Raw genomic sequence first — 19,586 nt, 5'->3', positions numbered from 1 at the left:
AGTACATTCGATGGTTTTGTGACATACGCTGATAAGGAATAACAGAACAAGGAGTGAAAGCATAATGCATAATCATTCAATGCAAGGTTCTTGTGGCTGTGGACCGTCTGGACCTGCAAGCAATCGTCGCCCGATCGTTTGTCCAATGCAACATTGCGTGCTGGATAATTACTTTTTAGAAAATCAAGACTATATCCACCCGACACACATCCTCGTGCAGAACCACCACATGCTGAATAACAACCATTACTTCCCTTATATGGTGTCTGAACAGAATAGCTTCCAAACACAGGATTTCGCTTTTCCTCAAGGGTCTTCCCCAGATTACAATTGGATGGATTATATGAACCCTCAGGAGATGGGTCAAATGCCAATGGGTCAAGGCCAAGGGCAAGGGCAAATGCCTATTATGGGTCAGGAAGACATGGGAGAAATGGGTCAAATGCCTATGATGAATCAAGAGGGTATGGACGGTATGGGCCAAATGCCTATGATGCCCGGACAAATGATGGGACAGGGACAAATGCCGATGGGGCAAGGTCAAGGGCAAATGCCTATGATGGCTCAAGGTCAAATGCCAATGGGCCAAGGTCAAGGTCAAGGGCAAATGCCAATGATGGGGCAGGGCCAAATGCCTATGATGGGCGGATCCGGATCGAACAGTTAACTCTAAATAAGCCACGTTTTAGTGGCTTATTTTCTTTTTTTTGATAGAAGTATTAGAATAGTAAGTGAGCGGATCACTTAACGTTGTTGTGGTTTAAGGAGGAATACACCATGAAAACCATAGTTGTAACTGGGTATAAACCGATGGAAATGGGAATTTTCAAGCCGAACGATCCGAAAATTGCTTTTATTAAAGAATCCATCAGGAAAAGATTGAGCGCCTTCATTGAAGAAGGTCTTGAATGGGTGCTTGTATCCGGGCAAATGGGTGTTGAATTATGGACATCAGAGGTGGTGTTAGATTTGAAAGAAGAATACGAGATCAAACTTGGTATCCTTCCTCCATTTGAGAATCAACAAGAGCGGTGGCCGGAAGATCTACAAATGATTTATGAAGAAGTAACGATGAGTGCTGATTTTTTTAAGCCAATCTACAAAAAAGGATACGACGGGCCTTATCAATTTAAAGCGAAAGATCAATTTTTAGTGGCGCATTCAGATGGGTGCCTCATATTGCTTGATGAGGATACGAAAGGGAGCCCCGAATTCTTCTTAAGAGCAGCTGAAAAAGCAGCTGAAAAAGAGGATTATCCAATTTTATACATAACACCTTTAGACCTGGAAGAAACCGTCGAGGAGCTGCGAATGGCGAATCCTGACTATTGGAGTCAATAAAATTTTTACACTTAAAATTGACATTTGCTCCACCTTTTGAAAAAATGAGTGTAATGTGTTAAACAGAGGTGAGGTTAAAATGAATTTAGAAGAGTATCAATTGAGCGGTAAGGATATACTTGAGAAAGATTTCAAAACATCCATGCGTGGGTATAATCAGGAAGAAGTCGATGAGTATCTAGATTTGATTATTCAGGATTACGATCGTTTTCAACAGGAAATTGAACGTTTGCAGCAGGAAAATGATAGACTGAAAAAGATGTCTTCACGTGAAACGACCCAAAGGCAGAGACAGCCGCAACCGTCTACGAATAATCATCAAGTCAATTATGATATTCTCAAACGTGTATCCAATTTAGAAAAAGCTGTTTTCGGTAACAAGTACGCAGATTAATCCCTGGTATTTCCATATGACAAAGCAATACGAATTTGTTATAATGGTTGAGCGTGTCTGTGATGACACCTTGAATGCACAATCAAAACAGATTTTGAATACTCGGGTAATCGCTGTATGGTTCACCATGCAGAGGAAAGTCCATGCTCGCACAAGCTGAGATGCTTGTAGTGTTCGTGCTTGACGAAACCATAAGTCAAGGGAGTTCTTAGAACTAACGGCAAGGAAAATTCCTACGTCTTTAGATATGGAATGATTACTTTGAAAGTGCCACAGTGACGGAGCCGTAGTAGAAATACTGCGGGTGGAACGAGGTAAACCCCACGAGCGAGCAACCCAAATATAGGTAGGGGCACTCTCTGAAAGGAAATGAACAGAAGGAGAGGTCGTTTTACGGCAGATAGATGATTGCCACCGGAGTACGAGGTTGACCACCGTTTGTAGTACAATGGAACAGAACATGGCTTACAGAGTATTCAAAAGGTCTTCATTTAAGTACAATACACCCTTCTGGAAAGCCACACGCTTTTTGGAGGGGTTTTTTATTGCCATACATATTTAAGGAGGTAAGAGTGAATGTCACAAAATGTAACATTAATCGCTACTGCAGCCATGGGGTTAGAAGCGATTGTCGGAAAAGAAGTAAAAGCACTAGGGTACGAGGATGTTCAAGTGGAAAACGGACGTGTTTTTTTTGAAGCAGATGTCTCCGCCATCCCACGTGCTAACTTGTGGCTGCGTACAGCGGACCGTGTCAAATTACAAGTCGGAAGGTTCAAGGCGACGTCTTTTGATCAGCTCTTTGAACAAACGAAGGCTCTCCCATGGGAAGATTTCATTGCAGAAGAAGGCGAGTTTCCTGTGGTCGGAAAATCGGTGAAGTCAAAACTTTACAGTGTTCCTGATTGTCAGTCAATCGTGAAAAAAGCCATTGTTGAACGCTTGAAAGTCAAACATGGAGCCACATCCTGGTTGAAAGAAACAGGTGCCTTGCACCGGGTCGAGGTTGCGATCCATAAAGACGAAGCCTTGCTGACATTAGATACTTCCGGGAGCGGCCTGCATAAGCGCGGATACCGTGTCGGCCAAGGGGAAGCACCATTAAAAGAAACACTTGCCGCAGCACTGGTCCAAATTACGAATTGGCACCCGGATCATCCTTTCGTCGACCCCTTTTGTGGGTCTGGCACAATTGCTATCGAAGCGGCTCTGATCGGCCAAAATATCGCTCCAGGTTTCAATAGAGAGTTTGCTTCAGAAGACTGGCACTTCATTCCACAACAAGCTTGGGAGGATGCCTTTCAGGAGGCTGAAGAAGCAGCAAACTATGATCAGCCCTTGAACATTGTTGGATCTGATATCGACCCGGAATTAATTGATATCTCTAAGAAGAATGCGATGGAAGCAGGTCTTGGGGATTTGATTTCGTGGAAGCAAATGCAGATCAGTGATTTCAATCCGAAGCAGGATAATGGCTATGTTGTGTCTAATCCTCCTTATGGAGAGCGGATGGGCGAACGTGAAGAAGTGGAGCAGATGTATCGTGATCTTGGGACAATCATGCGCGATCATCCTTCCTGGAGTATTTACGTGTTGACTTCCCATGAAGGCTTCGAAAAACTATACGGGAAACCTGCTACGAAACGCAGAAAGCTCTTCAACGGATTCATCAAAACCGATTATTATCAGTATTTCGGAAAACATGTGAAGGCAAAACCCACTAGTGGCAAGGGTTTCAGCGTCTGAAAATAATCGGTGCTTTCTTTAACTAAAGTGATTTGAGTTGACCAAATTCTTTTTCAAATTAGAAGAAGGATGTGGTCTTATGTTATTGAAGTTTGCAATTCAAGAGTTTTTGCAAGACAGAGAATTTCAAAACCTTTCTAAGTACACCATTAAAATGTATCGACAGAACTTAAGGTTGTTGCAGGACTATTGCACAGAGAAAAGTATTGCAAATGTGGAGGATATTAATTCGTCAGTAGTTAAAGGTTTCTTAGTTGATGCCAAGCAACAAGGAAACCAACCATCAACTCTGAACAACAAACTGCGTTCTATAAAGATTTTCTTCAATTATTTAGTTAATGAGGATATCCTCGAGCAAGGATATCACCCAACCTTAAAATTGAAGCCTATAAAAGAAGAAATCAGAATAGAGGTTCTGAGCGATGCTCAGATACAAAAGATACTGAAGTATTACGAACGCTTTAGCTTCAGAAATAACTCCTTCTATGCGTATCGTAGCCGCATGATCATTGTATTCCTCTTATCAACTGGGGTGAGAAGGGGAGAGCTTGTGAATTTAAAGTGGTCAGATGTTGATTTCAACAACTATGTCATTCATGTGTATGGTAAGAAGCGGCAAGTAGCCAGCATACCTTTCACAAGAAAACTTTCTAAGGAACTAGCTGAGTATAAAGTGTATTTAGAGACTTTTTATGGTGATACAGGAAGGCTTGACTATGTCTTTCCGAGCACAAGACAAGGTAAGATTAGTGATGAGACTATCTCTAGTATGTTTAAACGCTTAAAGAAGGTAATGGACTTTAAAAGTGTGCGTTTGTCCTGTCACACCTTTAGACACACTTTTGCACACCGATCTTTAATGAATGGTATGGATGTATTGACTTTACAGAAAATTCTTAGACATGAAAATTTAGAAATGACTCAGAGGTATGTGAACTTATGGGGAACAGCCTTGAAAGAACAAAATGACAGATATAACCCACTAAATAACTTAGATATATAAATCCAAAAAAAGAAAATGTCTTGAATTAAAAGGAGTAGTTGTTTCTACTCCTTTTTTTACTGGTTCTGTTAAAGATTATTGAACACACCCTTTAGGTGAACACTCGAATCAGAGATAACTTTTTCATTTTAGATAATTTACCGAAATTTTCGAGTATTTACTCCTATTTCTTATCTACATTAACTCCTATAAGAAAACGCACCAGCAATACTAAATACCCCTCCCAAATATTTAGTATAACTGCTCCGTTGAATAACCTTGCAAAAACTAAGGTTTATTTTGGATTTAGAATATTATGGTTTATTTTCCAATACTCGTATAGTAATATTATATTACCTAGATTAAGAGAAAAATGGAGGATTTTATGTCAAATTCAGGTAATGTATCGCAAAAAGGAACTATGGAGGGTTATGTTAAAACACTAACGGAAAAAAGGTTTTCAAATGACGGGAAAGATGTACTTTTAGATCAGTTAAATGAGGTCTGTAAAGTCCTTGTTTTAAGAGCTGAAGAACATTGTCTGTCTTCTGGTAGAAGCACAATATTTAAAGAGGATCTACATAAAGCATATGAAGAACTAATGAAGCCACATGTATTTGTGGAAGAAATAACATTAAAATTAGAGAACCAAAAAACAGAACTACAAGAGCTTGCTGAAAAATCAATTACAAGATTTTTAGAGGATGTTTAATGTATGGATATAAGTTTAATTGATAAAGACAAAAGCACATTCTTTTTTAGGAAAGGTGAATACTCAGCTAAAGAAATGACAAAAAGAATATTTTCTGAAGATATCATTGAAGAGTTCAAAGGCTACTCTAGTGAAGGAGCTTCTCCAACTAAAAAAGGATGCTTAGTTGGATTGTACGAAGCAAATCAAGAGAATGAAGAAACCTATAGAGAAAAAATAAAGCATGCTTTCATAAAAAAAGGGAGAAGAGGAGATAACATGAGTCTTCATCTATACAGACTTTTGATCGACTCCCTAAATATTTCATATGAAGTGGAAAGCTCTATTGCAAGTATTTGCTCTTCTGGACAAAATTTAAAGTTATCAGGTTCTTTATCTAATGGAATTAATTACGATTTATATATTGATGATTTATTTATTAATGAAACCCGAACAATACTAGATATAAGATTCAAATCAGTGACCAATGACGTGATAGCCGATCCCTATCCGATATTTAAGGAAAGAGAAACTTTTATCGAAACAAGGCTGTATGTTAATTCTGGAATCGTAGCCTTATATAATTCATCAGATAACGAGTCCATAGAAAAAGACATACTTAGTATTCTATTTTATTTTTTTCAACGTCACTCAAAAAGATATGAAAAAGTTAAGTTGGATGAGTCACAGTTAATGATGACAAAGTTGAGTATGAATGGTGAAGTATTGTCACCTAAATATAGGTCGGAAGACCCCGATAACGCATTTCGTTTAGATATGTACGGAGTTACCCCTGAACACGAAGGTCACGAAGTCGTAAAATTTATTGGCGACTCACACTTGAGCATGTATGAATTTTCAATTAATTGCGTAATAGAAGGATACAATTGCAGACTTAGAATTACTGAAGATGGTGGTTTATTTATTTCTACACCAGTCTCTCCGAAAGTCCTTGATGCAATAGTTTCCATTTTATCTTGGGTTATATTGAAAGAAGACTATTATGAAGGCACTGATCGAACAATATCAAAGCTCATGAGAACAAAAAAACCCTCTGTTTTAGAATATAAGATAACTCAAAAAATAGAAAACGTTTCAAATAATATAAGAGAGCTAATAGCTCAAAATGGTGGAAGTGATCAGGAAAGAAGGTTGTTCATTACAGTATTAGTAAACATTAGTTTTATGATGATTTCGGAAGGATATATATACGCAATAAAAGAAAACTATTCTGAACTAGAAGATAATGAGAACGTTGGCAAAAAGAACTTTAGAGCTTTAATTGTAGATTATTGTGTTTTTTACGAGAACATTCAATCTGATGAAGCTTTAGAGTACGCAGAGTTATTACTTAAGTTTTTGGTGCATATCTTATTACCATCAGCTGTAAATGTAGTAAAACTTATTGTGAATTTTGAAGACATGCAAAAGGAATGGTCTCAATGTTTAGCAGAGAGAACATCATAAATATTAATGAAATAAGTTTTTTAGATAGTATCTTCCATTTAAGTGGCTATAGAGACTTAAGTAATTTAACAGTGAGAAAAGATGTATTAGTTAAAGATTCTGAAGATCACCAAAATTTGGACTCTCTCCGTGCAAAGGGTGTATTAAACATTGAAAAAAAGTCCTTCCTAGATGAGAAATCTCTTGAGCTACAAGAAAAGACTATTGAACTTGTGAAACTTTCTGTCAAAGGACTTTGTGTAGCATGGCTGAACACCATCATGGTAAGAAGTGGCAAAGATATGGGGGAGGCTAATATTACTGATAATGGAGATGGTGTCCACGTATCTGACTTATCAGTGGATAATATAAGTATCAAATTAGTTTTTATTACCAAAAAAATAAATGACGTTTCCTTGTTAACTAATAAAGACTCCTTGTTTATTTCGTTTGTACCTGTAGTTCAAAATATTGATGAAAATAATTGTGTTGATTGGAATTTACCCCTAGAAGATTCTAAAACATTTCTTAGTCTTTTAAGAGAACATAGTAAAAAAGTGGGTTCTGATAATTTTGAATTTATTGACCTTCCTTTGGGTCTAAAAGATAAAGAAAAAGGTGAAATCATCAAATTAGTAAGAAGTTTTTTTAGTAAGGTAAACTATAGTCAATTGAATAATGTGGAAGAGTTTAAACCAGAATTAAATGATTATATGCTATCAATTAACCAAATTGATTTGGGGTTCAAGAGTCTTGGAGGGGATATCAAAATTTTTGTTTCCCTAACAGAAAACAGAATGCAATTTTACGTGTTTCAAAATGGAATTAAAAAGATTAGTGATAATGTTTATAAAGCTATCTCTCTATTAAGAAAACAGATAAACCAAAGATCTTCAAGTTTCATGAATATTCGAAAACAAGTGGAAGCATCTTTTCTTTCTGAAACGAAGAAATTCGTCTCAATACTTATACCCATGATTATTTCAACAGGTGCTTCTATCGGCATTTTACTACAAGATGTTTCTATACTCCAATCTGTTCAAAGCAGTAGAGTTTTTCTTGGAATTCATATCACCTTCGGATTCATTTCGATTGTTTTATTTATTATATTCGGAATAGTACCTACAATTCGATCTATGTTATTTTCGTGGGAGTGGAAACTTAATAGTAAAATTAAAGAAAGTAATCTTTAAGTGTTTACAGCCATCGATTTGACCCCAGTGTGCCATCTTTTTGATCCACGTCTGCCATAATATTGATCCATGTAAGACAGAGCTAATCCACCTATTGTATTTCGGCTAATACCTGCGCAATTTACTTGGAGAAACGTACATGCTAGCCTCAATAAGAACGGCATGATTACTTCTGGCAGGCGTTTAGAATATAGGCAGGTACGTAGAGGCTCCATGTCAATTGACTTAATTAGAGTTTGAATTCCAGTATCAAATCTACTCATTAAACACTAATGGTTCATTCATGGCACAGATGGATCATTTTCTTGTCCGAGGTGGGTCAAAAAGATGGCAGAGGTGGATCTAACCTATGTCTTTCTACATTTAAGTTCTATACAACTTTTAGTTTGGCATATATATAGAAAAAAAGATAAAAAGAGAGCAGTTGGGTGTCCCCTCCTGTTCTCTTTTTTAGCTCAATAACTAAAATATCACATCAAATCTCAAAAATTATTTAACACTAACACTAATGACATCATCTGTCCTCTTTTCTTCAAGGCTATTGATAATTATATGAGCGATGTCACAATATTTTTTTGAAAAATATGCGTAAATATAGGTTGAAATGTTTAATTGAGTATTTGTTATTAATCATTAGATTAAAATAATAGTATTTAATTAAGTATTTGATAATAAAAATTAAAATAAATTAGATAAAAGTATGGACAAAGTTTATTTTTTGTAATATTATCCTTTATGTGAACATTATTACATTCGGTTTGAAGGAGTTCATTCATTGCAGAAAACAAACTCAATAAAAGAAATAGAAGGCTACATTGAAAGTGATATAGCAAAAAATCTAGAAGAGGATGCTTTTATACAGACATTGAATTTTGCAGAAGAATTTTTAGAGGATGGAGAAAAGCTTTTTGAAAAAAGTCTCCAACTAAAAAGGAAAGATAACTCGATTGATCATAGTGAGGAAAGCAATATAGCAAGAGTGATTAACGCTGTTATGGGAGTGGGTAAATCAACTTCTTTAAAAACTCTCACAATAAAAACTATTGAACAAGAAGAGTTACCTCTACTGTGTGTATTCAATAATAATGACAACATGAATTCATTTTCCAATTATTTACAAAAAATTAAACACAATAAGCCTAGAAGCTTTATAAGAATATCAAGCGAAAATAATGATGAGCATCTGTTGCAAAATCTACATGATTATCAAGTTGTAGCTATAACCAAACAAAGACTTAGAGATTTAAAATTAGGCTACGGAAATCCAGATCAATATTTAAGTTATAAAACTAGATTCGATTTAGTACCTTATAAAAAAAGGTCAATTATAATTGATGAAATGCCAATATTCACTAATAGCGAAGAGTTTGACTTAGGTAAAAATCATAATTGTTTAGATTGGTACGATGAAATGGCAAAACAATCCACTGATATTAGTGAATATGATTTGTTAAGTGTTAGAGCAATCATTCCAAGTCTGGTTCTTAGAGAGGTAGTTGAACTTCATAGGGAAGAGAATGGGGATAAAGTGTCCATACCAACTCAAAACTTATTAAGAAATGTAAGAGAGGAAGATAAAGAATTAATAAAAAAAGTAATAAGTTCTCTTGAAGATATTTTCGTAAGCTATGAATTTAGAAGAAGATTTAATTGGTTCAAGCGGTTATTAGTTGAAGATGGCGTAGGCGTAGTATATAAGACTAAGGGGAAAGGGTCTATCATTTGTTCTGAGTGGATTGATTACACCAGCTTAGGAAATGTATTGGTCTTCGATGGAACTGCAGATATTAATACTGTCTTGTATAAGCGTGGCGGTTACGAAATTAAATACGTTAAAAACCCTCATGACTATAGCAACCGTCTCTACCTTAACCATAGAATAGTGAATTCTTCAAAGAAAAAAAGAAGTGATGATACTTATTTGAATAAAGTAAAGGAAGATATAGAGAATATCAGGAAGGACTCCAATGATACAGCTGAAAGTCTACTAGCGTTACCCATGAAAGGGGATGTTGAAAAGTTTGTCAAGAACGGGGTCATCACTCCTGAACAAGAAAAAGACTTTTTTAGTGCAAGGGCTTTTGACAGTGATTCCATGGCACTAAACTTGTTAAATACTACAGGAAAAAATGAACTTTCTAAATACAAGAAAATAGCTCTATTAAATTTACCGATCAAGCCACCAGTTTATTACATTAAACTTGCTTTAGCTGTACATGGAGTTAATATAGATTTATCAATAGGTAATCAAACTGCTTCAAAGCGGAACACTTATGGATCAACCGATTGGTTTAGTGGAGTGGAAGTTCAAACACTGTACAAACAGGATTTATTGGCAGAAATAAGTCAAGTTATTCACCGCACAAATATTAGAGAGGTTAAATCTACTAAACGTATTGATGTATATATTTATACTAAAAGGTCTGGCTGGATCAACGAGGTTAGAAAGGTCTTTAAATTACCTCAAACCAATAATAGTTCAAAAGCTATCCAGTTATCATCCAAGTTTACTGACACGTGTGAAGAAAGACTAGAAATGGTGAAGGAAACTTTTGATGTTAAAGAAACAGTAACGTATATTATGGCGAGGGATTTTGGGGCAAAAGTTAAGAATTGGCTAAATGAAAACTGGAAATCACATGCACATAGAGAGCATATAGAGCTCGAAGCTGAAGATAAAGGAATAGAAATTATACAAACAAAAAATGGGAAAATGTTTAGACTGGTAAACTAGTGATGGAGTTGAATTATATATTAGAGAAAAATCCCATCAGTTAATCTACACCTCGTAATCCAAACTTGTTTGGGTTACGGACAAGCACCTTTTTTCTAGGTGCGCGTCAGCAGCACCCGCGAAGCGGAGTGCAAAGTATAATGTGTATTCGGTGACATAAAAAGTGTTACTTTGCGATTTTCTTGTTTCCGCTAGCGCTTCAACAGAAAATTGAAACCAACACTTTTTATGCCACCATGTAAACTCTGATTATTGCTAATACATTTTATATTCTAGACAATTAATATTTTGAAAAAAATGAGGAGTTTGCATATGAAATACTTATCAAAAGTAAAAAAGCAACATGTACTAGATGCATTAAAGGATGACTATGGTATTAATTCTGATTTGTTTTTATATGATGCTGTATTATTAGGGAGTGCTGGGAATATGCACTCAGCAAACAAGATACTTAATTCTGCATGTATAAAAGCAAATTCATTTAAAAAGTCAAAAAGTATAAAATTTGATTTAAATGAAGGTATAGAACTATTAAGAGAATACGAATTTACTGTGCTCAGTGTAGATAATGATTTTATAAAAGAATTTGATGGTCCTGATTTCAAAATGTTAAAAAGATTATTCCATAAAGACGTTCGTGAGTGTTTTTCCCAACATTTGTTTTCCCCCCTAATAGACGATGATATTAAGGGAAATGGATTGAAAAAAGTGGTGGGTAAAAACCAATTTATATACGAGAAGGTCAATTTAGGATTACTTTATGATTTCTCACTTGAAGTAATAGAAGAATTTGGTGGAGTAGAAGTTGCTAAGAAAATCCTCCATAGTAATAGGTTAACTGAAGAATTCGTAGATTGTTGGAAGGATGATTTACTGCACAAGACAGTTGAAGCTAAAGTCTCAAAACCTGTTTATTCTCATTTATTTACTAAGGAGGAGATTTCGGTTGCTAAGCGGAGAGTAGAAGAGGCAGGAAAATTAACTCATAATACATCTCCAGATATAACTGCAGCACACACTTTGAAAGAAAGTGAAGAAGCATATGCAGAAGGTGACACTTTACTAAAGACTCACAAAATAAAAGAAAGAGATTCTAGGGTCATAAAACATTCTAAGGAAAGCTTTAAAAAAAACAATGGAACCTTAATATGTGAAGCTTGTGGCTTTGACTTTGAAAAAGTGTATGGAAAAAGGGGAAAAGACTTTATCGAAGCACACCATAATAACCTAGTATCAAAAATGAAAGAAGGAGATAAGACTAGAATTGAGGACATTACAATGTTATGTAGTAATTGTCATAGAATGATCCATAAGAAACCTATGATGACTTTAAAGCAATTGCGGGATTTGCTGAATACCAATTGAAATAAACTTGTATGAATTGGAAAAGGAGCGGTGTAGATTTAATAACCGCTCCTTTTCTGTGAGTGAAGCTATGATATACCCATCCTAGACCCTGAGAAGTTTACGAGTGGGCATATTAGTAATTATACGATTAAAATAAAATGAGTCAAACAATTAATTATAGTGTTTAATTGAGTATTTGTCAATGGGTGATTTTAAGTGTATAGTAGATATTAGCTTTATGAAGGCTACAAGAAAAGATTTTTCCTTTTACCAACGAGCGATAAAATTAGATGTATGGAGACCTTAAATTTTGTTTGAAAACATGTTTTTGTTAAGGGATTCTTCGATAACAAATTTTATAATTGATTAAGGATCGAGTCCATTATTGTGGTTGCTTTTTGATAACCCTAGCAAATAGCAAATAATTTTAACTCGTTGAGGTGATTGAATGAGAAGTTGTAATTACTGTGAAAACTCCTTTGTACCTAAAAGTCCGACTGAGAAATACTGTGGCGACGAGTGTAGGCGCAGAAACACGAATGAAGTTCACAGAGAGAACTATAAGAGGGATAACAGTATTAAAAATCTTGAGGAAAATTTCAATTGGGTAGTAAAAGCCCCTCACCACCTAACAACAAAGGGTTTTGAATCAGTATCTGAAATAGGTGTGAGATCATATGCAAGGTTGTTTAAAGTGAAGAATTGGATAGAGGTAGTAGAGCAGGTGGGGTGTTATTCAACTTTATATAATTACATTGTAAAAGAATACACTGACTATATTGAGGTACATATGAAACAGAACCTTCACGTGTTTTGTAAAAACCATCCTTATATTACGTACAGGTTTTTGCAGACTATCGGGTTAGATAAAATAAGACGGGATGCTGGTGTGAAGAAATTAAGGTACTCCAATGATGACTTAGAGAAAAACTTTTATAAAGTTATGAACCAATTATGTTCAGTACCTACTTTTACTGAATTCAACGAAAGAAGTGAGATAGCTCTATCAACATATGCAGATCGTTTTAATTTATTCAAGACTGAGGGGAAGGTATATGCAAGAGTTGTAGAACAATACTGTTCAGAAGAACAGAGTGTAATATATGAGCAAAGGAGGTCTGCCCATAAAACAAGAATTGGAAAGGAAACTGGTAAAATGGCTGCGATATATGATGATTCTGATTTTGAGGAAGAGTTTCATAGAGTATTTGATTATTGTAATGATGAGTTTGGAGAAGCCCCTACACGAAGGGGCTTCAACTTGCTTTCAAAATTTGATGATAGTATGTATAGATACAAATTCAAGATTTCATGGACGGAGGTCTGTGAAAAATATGGTTATTATATAGAGCAATCTAATAAAACAGAAAAGCAACTACTAAGGCTAATTAGTGATATTCTAGGAGCACCATACGAAGCACAAAAACAGTTTCCATGGTTGTTAGGTGCAAAACATATGCCACTAAGGTGTGATGGGTATTTTGAAGCGTTTAAATTGGTAGTAGAATATGACGGAATTCAGCATTTTGAACCAGTGGAGTATTATGGAGGTGTTCCTGCATTTATTAGGACACAAAAAAATGATGCTATTAAAAATGAAAAAATTTCTGAAAATGGTTTAAAATTACTCCGAATACCTTATTCTTCTCCTTGGCTTGATAGAGATTTCCTCAGTAAAGAAATAAATAATATATTATCTTCATGATAAACTTTCACTTTAATAAAACATGAATTTTATTGAATTGTGAAATAAGGTACCTTTACGAGTTATGTTACGTTATCTTATTTCTTTAACATATTTTCATTGAGATATCCTTGTACAGATACAAAAGGTGATTGCATGGCTGGAGCCTATCCTGAAAACTTAACTCATGTACTGGTTATAAAATGCTCCGACTAGAATATATATATATTGGATAAAAAGAGGAGGAATTTTATGACAATAAAGTTTGATCCTGAAAACTTCCATATTGATCTTGAAAAGTATGACCATGGTTCCAGTAAAATCAAAAGAATTGAGATTGAGATGACCGAAGACGGACAACTTGAAAATGTTCGTGTAGAAAGATATTTAGCACCTCAGAAAAAACAAAAATTATTTATGGAATGACTGTACTCACCTACTAAATCATAACTTGCATCATCTTGTGATGCGATGCAATGCAAATGGATATAATCAGGAGTGTCGGACTTTAGTGATGGAAAAGAAGACAGTTATATAGATTTAGGTGGGATCAGTGACTCTTTTGATAATTCACAATCAGACTAACACTACGTGTGTTAGTTTTTTTATTTGGAGAAGGAATTACAATTAATTGTAGAGAATATATTGATTTATCAAACAGAGGAGGGGTAAATGAGTGTGGAAAAAATTATTCTACAATGCTTCTAAGAACTTCGCCAATGATGTGTCAAGAAGTTATGGTAATAAAATGAAGGAAAAAATGGTTAAAGACAGAATAAAACAATCTGAGACAGACTATAGGAACAGTATTGTTGCTGAATATCAAGACGATATAGAAAAGCAGCATGAAGTAGAGTTAATTGATGAAGTTTTAGAAGTGTTACTATCAACTCATAGGTTGTGTTTGTATGCTTTTCAATTTGTGGATAGTCCATTTGGGTGCGACCAAGATTTAATATTCGATAGGATTCATGAACAACATGCGCAACTCATAATCAAATCAAATAACTTGCTGAAAATAATTGATGATGAACTTGACGACCGGCAACAAATAATAATTAAGGCAACTTCAATCTACCCTGAAATTATTGGTCTAATTTTTGGTGAAGAAGAGGAACAATCAAGTGGAATTATAGGTGTTATAGCAGAAGTGATGGATTATATAGATGACGATTCAGTTCACGCTTTATGGCATGCTACGCAAGATCGAACACTCGACCTCCTTAATGACACAATTGATCAGCTTAAGGAAATGTTCTTAGAATACAAAAAATATCAAATAGTATCTTATGCATTTTACGATGTTACAGGTGAAGTTGATTTTGGAGCTTATACTTTTAAAGATTTTGTTGATAATCAACAAATAATTCAATATGGCTAATTAAACTTATCAGTCTAACCCATTCCTAAATTTAAGATTTTTTGTAGAAGAGACTTTGAGTATTGTTTGAACAGTAATCGGTGGGGGCTTAATATTAAAAAGGAGTGGTATAGATTTACCACCCGCTCCTTTTTTGTTTTTTGATTTTGAAAGTGAAGTGTATGGTTTACTAGTCATTACAAAGACCTTATTTCCGCATTATATACCCTTCCAAATCATCGACTATAATACAGGTGTAGGGCAAGATATATTAGCTGTAGAAAATGGTAAAGAATTCAGCGAGGAGAATTGTTACTTAGTTGAGCTTAAACTTGAATTGTCATCTGTTATAAATCATGCGCTTACAAATGTTAGATATGTGGTATGTTGGCAGATAGACAAAAATTACAGGAAAAGAATGCATTGCTAAAAGCATTAGATGGTGAATATAGGCTAGTAGGTAATAGGGGGAAATGGGAGTTAGTCAATGATGATAATCACGAAGTAGAAGTTTTAGAGTTAAAACGATTAATACAGAGTATATTGAACTTGAATTTTAAGCCTTGTTAAATCAACCTTCAACGTTACCTTTTAAATATATATGTAATACTGGTTACAGCCGATTCACATATCTAGAGAGCGCTGCACGTTATACAATATGAGTAAGTATAAAAAGATTAGAGTTTACAATAAAACCTGAATTTTATTTGAAAATAATTGGGTTATCCCATAACTTTATATAATTAAATTACACAAGAAAACGCAGAGGTTTTAACACCCCTCTGCGTATTTGTTATTCAACTAACGTCCCCGTTAGTTATAAATAGTCTAACGAAGTAATTGTTCTTTCATTCATTCATTTATTTTGTCTCAATTTCCTAGAGACCTACTCTCCAACCATTCCGTCTCCATCATTATCTCGCATGTATGGGTATAACCAATGGTCATCCGTAATAGGCATACTGAAACCAGCATCTTTCGCTTCCTTGATTGTCACTTGCCCATTACCATTAGTATCAACGCTAGAAACATCACCTTTTTCATCAGAAATAGAGTCATCTGAACTAGAAGATTCATCACTATCTGTTAAACCTAACGACTCATTTATTTCATCGGGATTTACATTGTCGAAAGTATCTACAATCTCGTTACCGTTTATCGTGTATGAATACTGATACATTGAAGGGATTTGTGTGTCTGTATCTGAGTAAGAGATGACTGCTTCAAAATTAGTTGCACCACCTGCTTTACGTATCGCATCCTCCATGTACGCTTGGTCACCATGTCGGTTGAGTGTAATTTCTTGAGGTGTAATATTATAAGCATTTGATACCCCTCCTAAAGAGTCAGCTATAACATGCCCCTCATCTAACACATCACTTTCGACACCTGAAACTTTAGCCTCGTCAGAGTAGTATCTACCACTCGATAGGACTGGTTCAGCATTATCATCTTGCAGAATAATTTCGTCAGCAACTACTCTCACTAATTGACCATGTTCATTAGTGAATGCCCAATACTCCCTATCTCCATAACCTATATCTACTACCACACTTGATTCTCGTACTCCGCTTAGGTCTCCGCCATCTATCCCTATCAGCTCGTATCCTGAGAACAGTTCGTCATTTGTTTCGGTTGTTGTTTCCTCTGCTGCTGGCTCATTATCAGCAGTAGTGGTAGCTTTTTTATCTTCGTCCTCATTTGTATCAGCTGTGGTTACTTCTTGTGAATCTGTTTCTCCATCTGATTCACTATTCTTATTAGCATTAACTGTGGCTTCTTCTTGTGGAGCTGTTTTTTCATCTGTAATGGATGCATCTTCTGTGTTGTTGCTGCACCCAACAATAAAGATGATCATTAAGAATAATATAAAAAAGTTCCTTTTCTTTTTCATTTTGATCCTCCTAATTGTATTTTTCTCTATGTCCTTTCTTTTATAAACCTTTCAATGTATGGACAATAGCTATTGTTCAGTTGTTAAAAACTATGCTAAAACCGTTACTATTTTCAATGTCAAACCATAGAAAATCCTTCTCATATCATTAAAAAGAAACAAGCAATTTTTTGTGCGAAATCGCTTGTTTAAATGCCTGTTTTTTAAATTTTCTATCTCTGAACCGAACTTTTTAAAATTAACTTATCGCTCCTTTTCTTTTTAAATTAAGGAGTGTTGCTTCTTATTGTATTTATGAATTTTTGAAGTTGCTCATTCTCGAAAATTTCATCAAACTCTAGCTTCTTAGTACCATATTGAACTAAGATCCCTTTCTCAATAAGGCTATCTTTAAAGGAACTAACACTTTTTATTGTTTGATATCTGAACTTTTGGTTGAATCTTAAGTCTTTTGATACAAACCATACTCTTTTTGTAGTAGCCAACAAGTAACCCTTTATTTCTTGTTTCTTAGTCTTATCAAATTCGCATTGAACGAAAGTTAGACCTTGTTCATCATCCTCAAAAACTTCTTTCAACACTCTCGTGAAAAAAGTCTTGTTCTTCTTTACTTCATTAAACTCATATATTGTATACTCTTTACTATCTAAATCTACAAATTTAGTAAGTATCTGCATGACTTCTTTCCGTTCTTGCTCTTCTTTTAACTCCTGTTGTTTCTTCTTTTCTTCAATGCGTGCCTGTGCTTCTTCTTTTTTCTTTCTCTTGATTGTTTCTTTATTTTCTCTATAAGAATGTACTTTGTACTCTACTTCTTTTTTATTTTTATCTTTCGTAATGATTTTAACGAAAGCATCTTCCGCTTTGTAACACAATGTTTGATAAATTCCCACAATGACCGCCTCCTAAGCTACCATTTTTTTAGCTACATAGAACCTACGACTAAGCCAACCTAAACATAGGACTCCAAAAAAGAGGGAAGTGTTAACTGCATCTTCTCGTTGTTGTTCTTTATACTCTTCTAAACCAACCTTGTAGTGGTGTTCATAGATTTCTTTTGAAGCAATATGATCTTCTGGCACGACCATCTCTTCCCCTTTTAACCCCATTTCGTATGCTAAGTCTTGGATTTTCAATACTTCTTTGTTGGATTGGAACCCTTGCTTGTACCAATCTATATACTTAGGCTTTTCTAAAGAGGGTTCTTTGTATTTGAGCAGTATAAAAGCATCTTCGTAGCCTTTAGTGATATATGATTCCATTAATTCGGTTTGTCCTTTATTGAAACCTTCTTTATAAGACTCTACGTAGCTTTCTTCAACATCATTAGGGGAGTTATCTTCATCGTTTTTACCATCCTCATATCCCGCTGCATTGTATTCTTGTTCTTTTTTCTTTACCTTTTCTTCAATTGCTTTGTTAAAGCCTTCTTCGAAAGCAACTGACAAAAGCTTGTTATTACTATAGTTAGAAGGTACTTTCAATTCATCATTTTGTTTACCAAATGCATATCCGCTTTCTTCAGCAGTCTTCTTCTCGGACTCAAATTTGGCTTGACCTTCGTTGTAGCCTTTTAAGTATCCATTTTCATATCCGTCTTTATATGACACTGATCCTTTATCTGTTGAAGCATTCTTACTTTTATCCGAAAAACCGTCTTTATATCCAATTGAATAGCCATCGTCTTTGCCATTACCCTCTTCTTTTTTTGCTATTTGAGCAGAGCTATTGTTAATCTTTGAAATGTCATACGTAGAAGGTGGCTCACACGGTATTCCATCATCGACTGTATTCCCTCTGCCATCCAGTCGTTCTGGATCGTAGTCTTTTGAGTAACCTTTATTGTTCCAATACTCAACCACCTCATCGTAGGAAGAAAAGTCATCACAGTCCTTATCAGAAGGTTTCGGTGTAGTTGATTTAGGAGTGGACGAACTAGAGCCTGAGTTAGAAGAAGATGATGAGCTTCCACCATTGTGATAGTGGTATCCAGTACATAAACCTTTTTCAATCGACTTTGCTGAGCAGTTGTGACCACCGCTGCTATCCGTTCTACCAGAGTGGGCAGAGGCATAATCTTGAAAGCCTAAAACAAGCAACAATAGAACAAAAATCAAAGTAAAACCTTTAAATCTTTCCATATTACATCTCCTTAAAGTAAGTTCATACTCTATTTTACAATGAAAAATAATCATTTAGTAGAAAAAATTAACAAATTATAAAGAAAAAAGTCTTAACACATATATTGTATATCTTACAATAGGTTCAGAGTGTTATTTTAATAATCTAACTGATACCTAAACTCTTCAAGGTAGATAATTAGAAGCGGAACAAGGATGATATGTATCAAGTTTAGAAAAAACATGTTACAAATAAAATTCTTTTAAAAAAACTCCTATATAAACGGTGTGGTATAATCTACCTATATACTAAATAAGAAGGTGTTTATGTTGCTAAATAGAACAACTTCAATCAATTTCCTCAACCATTTTCGGCTTAAAGCAGAATTCGGTTACAATTATTACCTCCATTTTAAACTCCCAGACAGAGGAGGTACACATATAATCAAATTTAACGAATGTAGGAAAGTGCATGATGCCTTATTTCTCATTCAGTATTATGAGTGGGACAACAAATTAAATAACATATCCAACTTCACAGGACATCAAATGCATGTAACTGAAGACCAAATAGTTAGAATCACAGTGAAGGATAAAAATGAATATTATCCTAGTTATGTAATCAAATAGTATTTCACTTTACGAAGAAGTTTA

At 34.9% G+C, this 19,586-nt stretch carries 16 protein-coding genes and 1 other RNA gene; 14 read left to right on the top strand and 3 right to left on the bottom strand.

All coding sequences use genetic code 11. The annotated features are described in order from the left end of the window. The first annotated feature begins 64 nt into the window (after positions 1–64). From ACTWPX_RS04930 to ACTWPX_RS04865, 14 genes are all read left to right on the top strand, one after another. Positions 65–667 carry a CotD family spore coat protein gene (locus ACTWPX_RS04930; RefSeq protein WP_443118739.1) on the top strand — a complete coding sequence of 201 codons (603 nt, stop codon included), beginning with the start codon at positions 65–67 and terminating at the stop codon, positions 665–667. A 110-nt stretch (positions 668–777) separates the two neighbouring features. Then, the gene (locus ACTWPX_RS04925; RefSeq protein WP_443118738.1) at positions 778–1,341 is read left to right on the top strand and encodes an SLOG family protein; all 564 of its coding nucleotides are present in this window, start codon (positions 778–780) and stop codon (positions 1,339–1,341) included. A 79-nt stretch (positions 1,342–1,420) separates the two neighbouring features. Continuing rightward, positions 1,421–1,735, top strand: coding sequence for a cell division regulator GpsB (gpsB, locus tag ACTWPX_RS04920; RefSeq protein ID WP_128522584.1), 315 nt, complete (start codon positions 1,421–1,423; stop codon positions 1,733–1,735). Between the two features lie 98 nt (positions 1,736–1,833). Beyond that, positions 1,834–2,208, top strand: an RNA gene (gene rnpB / locus ACTWPX_RS04915) — RNase P RNA component class B. A gap of 103 nt (positions 2,209–2,311) precedes the next feature. Next, positions 2,312–3,481 carry a THUMP domain-containing class I SAM-dependent RNA methyltransferase gene (locus tag ACTWPX_RS04910; protein ID WP_443118737.1) on the top strand — a complete coding sequence of 390 codons (1,170 nt, stop codon included), beginning with the start codon at positions 2,312–2,314 and terminating at the stop codon, positions 3,479–3,481. A 79-nt stretch (positions 3,482–3,560) separates the two neighbouring features. After that, on the top strand, positions 3,561–4,484 hold the full coding sequence (locus tag ACTWPX_RS04905) for a tyrosine-type recombinase/integrase (RefSeq protein ID WP_443118736.1): 924 nt from the start codon (positions 3,561–3,563) through the stop codon (positions 4,482–4,484). Between the two features lie 364 nt (positions 4,485–4,848). Then, the gene (locus ACTWPX_RS04900; RefSeq protein ID WP_443118735.1) at positions 4,849–5,175 is read left to right on the top strand and encodes a hypothetical protein; all 327 of its coding nucleotides are present in this window, start codon (positions 4,849–4,851) and stop codon (positions 5,173–5,175) included. A 3-nt stretch (positions 5,176–5,178) separates the two neighbouring features. Next, the gene (locus ACTWPX_RS04895; protein WP_443118734.1) at positions 5,179–6,621 is read left to right on the top strand and encodes a hypothetical protein; all 1,443 of its coding nucleotides are present in this window, start codon (positions 5,179–5,181) and stop codon (positions 6,619–6,621) included. Continuing rightward, complete coding sequence (locus ACTWPX_RS04890) at positions 6,597–7,793, top strand: hypothetical protein (protein ID WP_443118733.1); 1,197 nt, start codon at positions 6,597–6,599, stop codon at positions 7,791–7,793. The genes ACTWPX_RS04895 and ACTWPX_RS04890 overlap by 25 nt, the downstream gene beginning before the upstream one ends. A gap of 775 nt (positions 7,794–8,568) precedes the next feature. Further along, positions 8,569–10,527: a hypothetical protein gene (locus ACTWPX_RS04885; RefSeq protein ID WP_443118732.1), complete on the top strand. Its 1,959-nt coding sequence runs from the start codon at positions 8,569–8,571 to the stop codon at positions 10,525–10,527. A 312-nt stretch (positions 10,528–10,839) separates the two neighbouring features. Next, the gene (locus ACTWPX_RS04880; RefSeq protein ID WP_443118731.1) at positions 10,840–11,892 is read left to right on the top strand and encodes an HNH endonuclease; all 1,053 of its coding nucleotides are present in this window, start codon (positions 10,840–10,842) and stop codon (positions 11,890–11,892) included. A 430-nt stretch (positions 11,893–12,322) separates the two neighbouring features. Next, the gene (locus ACTWPX_RS04875) at positions 12,323–13,579 is read left to right on the top strand and encodes a hypothetical protein (protein WP_443118730.1); all 1,257 of its coding nucleotides are present in this window, start codon (positions 12,323–12,325) and stop codon (positions 13,577–13,579) included. A gap of 231 nt (positions 13,580–13,810) precedes the next feature. Further along, positions 13,811–13,984, top strand: coding sequence for a hypothetical protein (locus ACTWPX_RS04870; RefSeq protein WP_443118729.1), 174 nt, complete (start codon positions 13,811–13,813; stop codon positions 13,982–13,984). 250 nt (positions 13,985–14,234) lie between these two features. Continuing rightward, positions 14,235–14,939, top strand: a complete 705-nt coding sequence (locus ACTWPX_RS04865; protein ID WP_443118728.1) for a hypothetical protein — start codon at positions 14,235–14,237, stop codon at positions 14,937–14,939. Positions 14,940–15,804: 865 nt separating this feature from the next. Here ACTWPX_RS04865 and ACTWPX_RS04860 read toward each other — a convergent pair. From ACTWPX_RS04860 to ACTWPX_RS04850, 3 genes are all read right to left on the bottom strand, one after another. Then, positions 15,805–16,812, bottom strand: a complete 1,008-nt coding sequence (locus ACTWPX_RS04860) for a DNA/RNA non-specific endonuclease (RefSeq protein WP_443118727.1) — start codon at positions 16,810–16,812, stop codon at positions 15,805–15,807. 266 nt (positions 16,813–17,078) lie between these two features. Beyond that, entirely contained in the window at positions 17,079–17,705 is a 627-nt protein-coding gene (locus ACTWPX_RS04855; protein ID WP_443118726.1) for a hypothetical protein, read from the bottom strand. A 12-nt stretch (positions 17,706–17,717) separates the two neighbouring features. Next, complete coding sequence (locus tag ACTWPX_RS04850; RefSeq protein ID WP_443118725.1) at positions 17,718–18,953, bottom strand: YHYH domain-containing protein; 1,236 nt, start codon at positions 18,951–18,953, stop codon at positions 17,718–17,720. Positions 18,954–19,586 lie beyond the last annotated feature (633 nt).

The sequence above is a fragment of the Halobacillus sp. H74 genome (assembly GCF_052246715.1).
Taxonomy (GTDB): domain Bacteria; phylum Bacillota; class Bacilli; order Bacillales; family Halobacillaceae; genus Halobacillus; species Halobacillus litoralis_A.
This window is presented reverse-complemented; position numbering and strand designations above follow the sequence as displayed.

Bases quoted from the DNA above. Each gene is read 5' to 3' on its own strand.
- ACTWPX_RS04930 (WP_443118739.1), top strand. From the start codon at position 65: ATGCATAATCATTCAATGCAAGGTTCTTGTGGCTGTGGACCGTCTGGA.
- ACTWPX_RS04925 (WP_443118738.1), top strand. From the start codon at position 778: ATGAAAACCATAGTTGTAACTGGGTATAAACCGATGGAAATGGGAATT.
- gpsB (WP_128522584.1), top strand. From the start codon at position 1,421: ATGAATTTAGAAGAGTATCAATTGAGCGGTAAGGATATACTTGAGAAA.
- ACTWPX_RS04910 (WP_443118737.1), top strand. From the start codon at position 2,312: ATGTCACAAAATGTAACATTAATCGCTACTGCAGCCATGGGGTTAGAA.
- ACTWPX_RS04905 (WP_443118736.1), top strand. From the start codon at position 3,561: ATGTTATTGAAGTTTGCAATTCAAGAGTTTTTGCAAGACAGAGAATTT.
- ACTWPX_RS04900 (WP_443118735.1), top strand. From the start codon at position 4,849: ATGTCAAATTCAGGTAATGTATCGCAAAAAGGAACTATGGAGGGTTAT.
- ACTWPX_RS04895 (WP_443118734.1), top strand. From the start codon at position 5,179: ATGGATATAAGTTTAATTGATAAAGACAAAAGCACATTCTTTTTTAGG.
- ACTWPX_RS04890 (WP_443118733.1), top strand. From the start codon at position 6,597: ATGTTTAGCAGAGAGAACATCATAAATATTAATGAAATAAGTTTTTTA.
- ACTWPX_RS04880 (WP_443118731.1), top strand. From the start codon at position 10,840: ATGAAATACTTATCAAAAGTAAAAAAGCAACATGTACTAGATGCATTA.
- ACTWPX_RS04875 (WP_443118730.1), top strand. From the start codon at position 12,323: ATGAGAAGTTGTAATTACTGTGAAAACTCCTTTGTACCTAAAAGTCCG.
- ACTWPX_RS04870 (WP_443118729.1), top strand. From the start codon at position 13,811: ATGACAATAAAGTTTGATCCTGAAAACTTCCATATTGATCTTGAAAAG.
- ACTWPX_RS04860 (WP_443118727.1), bottom strand. From the start codon at position 16,812: ATGAAAAAGAAAAGGAACTTTTTTATATTATTCTTAATGATCATCTTT.
- ACTWPX_RS04850 (WP_443118725.1), bottom strand. From the start codon at position 18,953: ATGGAAAGATTTAAAGGTTTTACTTTGATTTTTGTTCTATTGTTGCTT.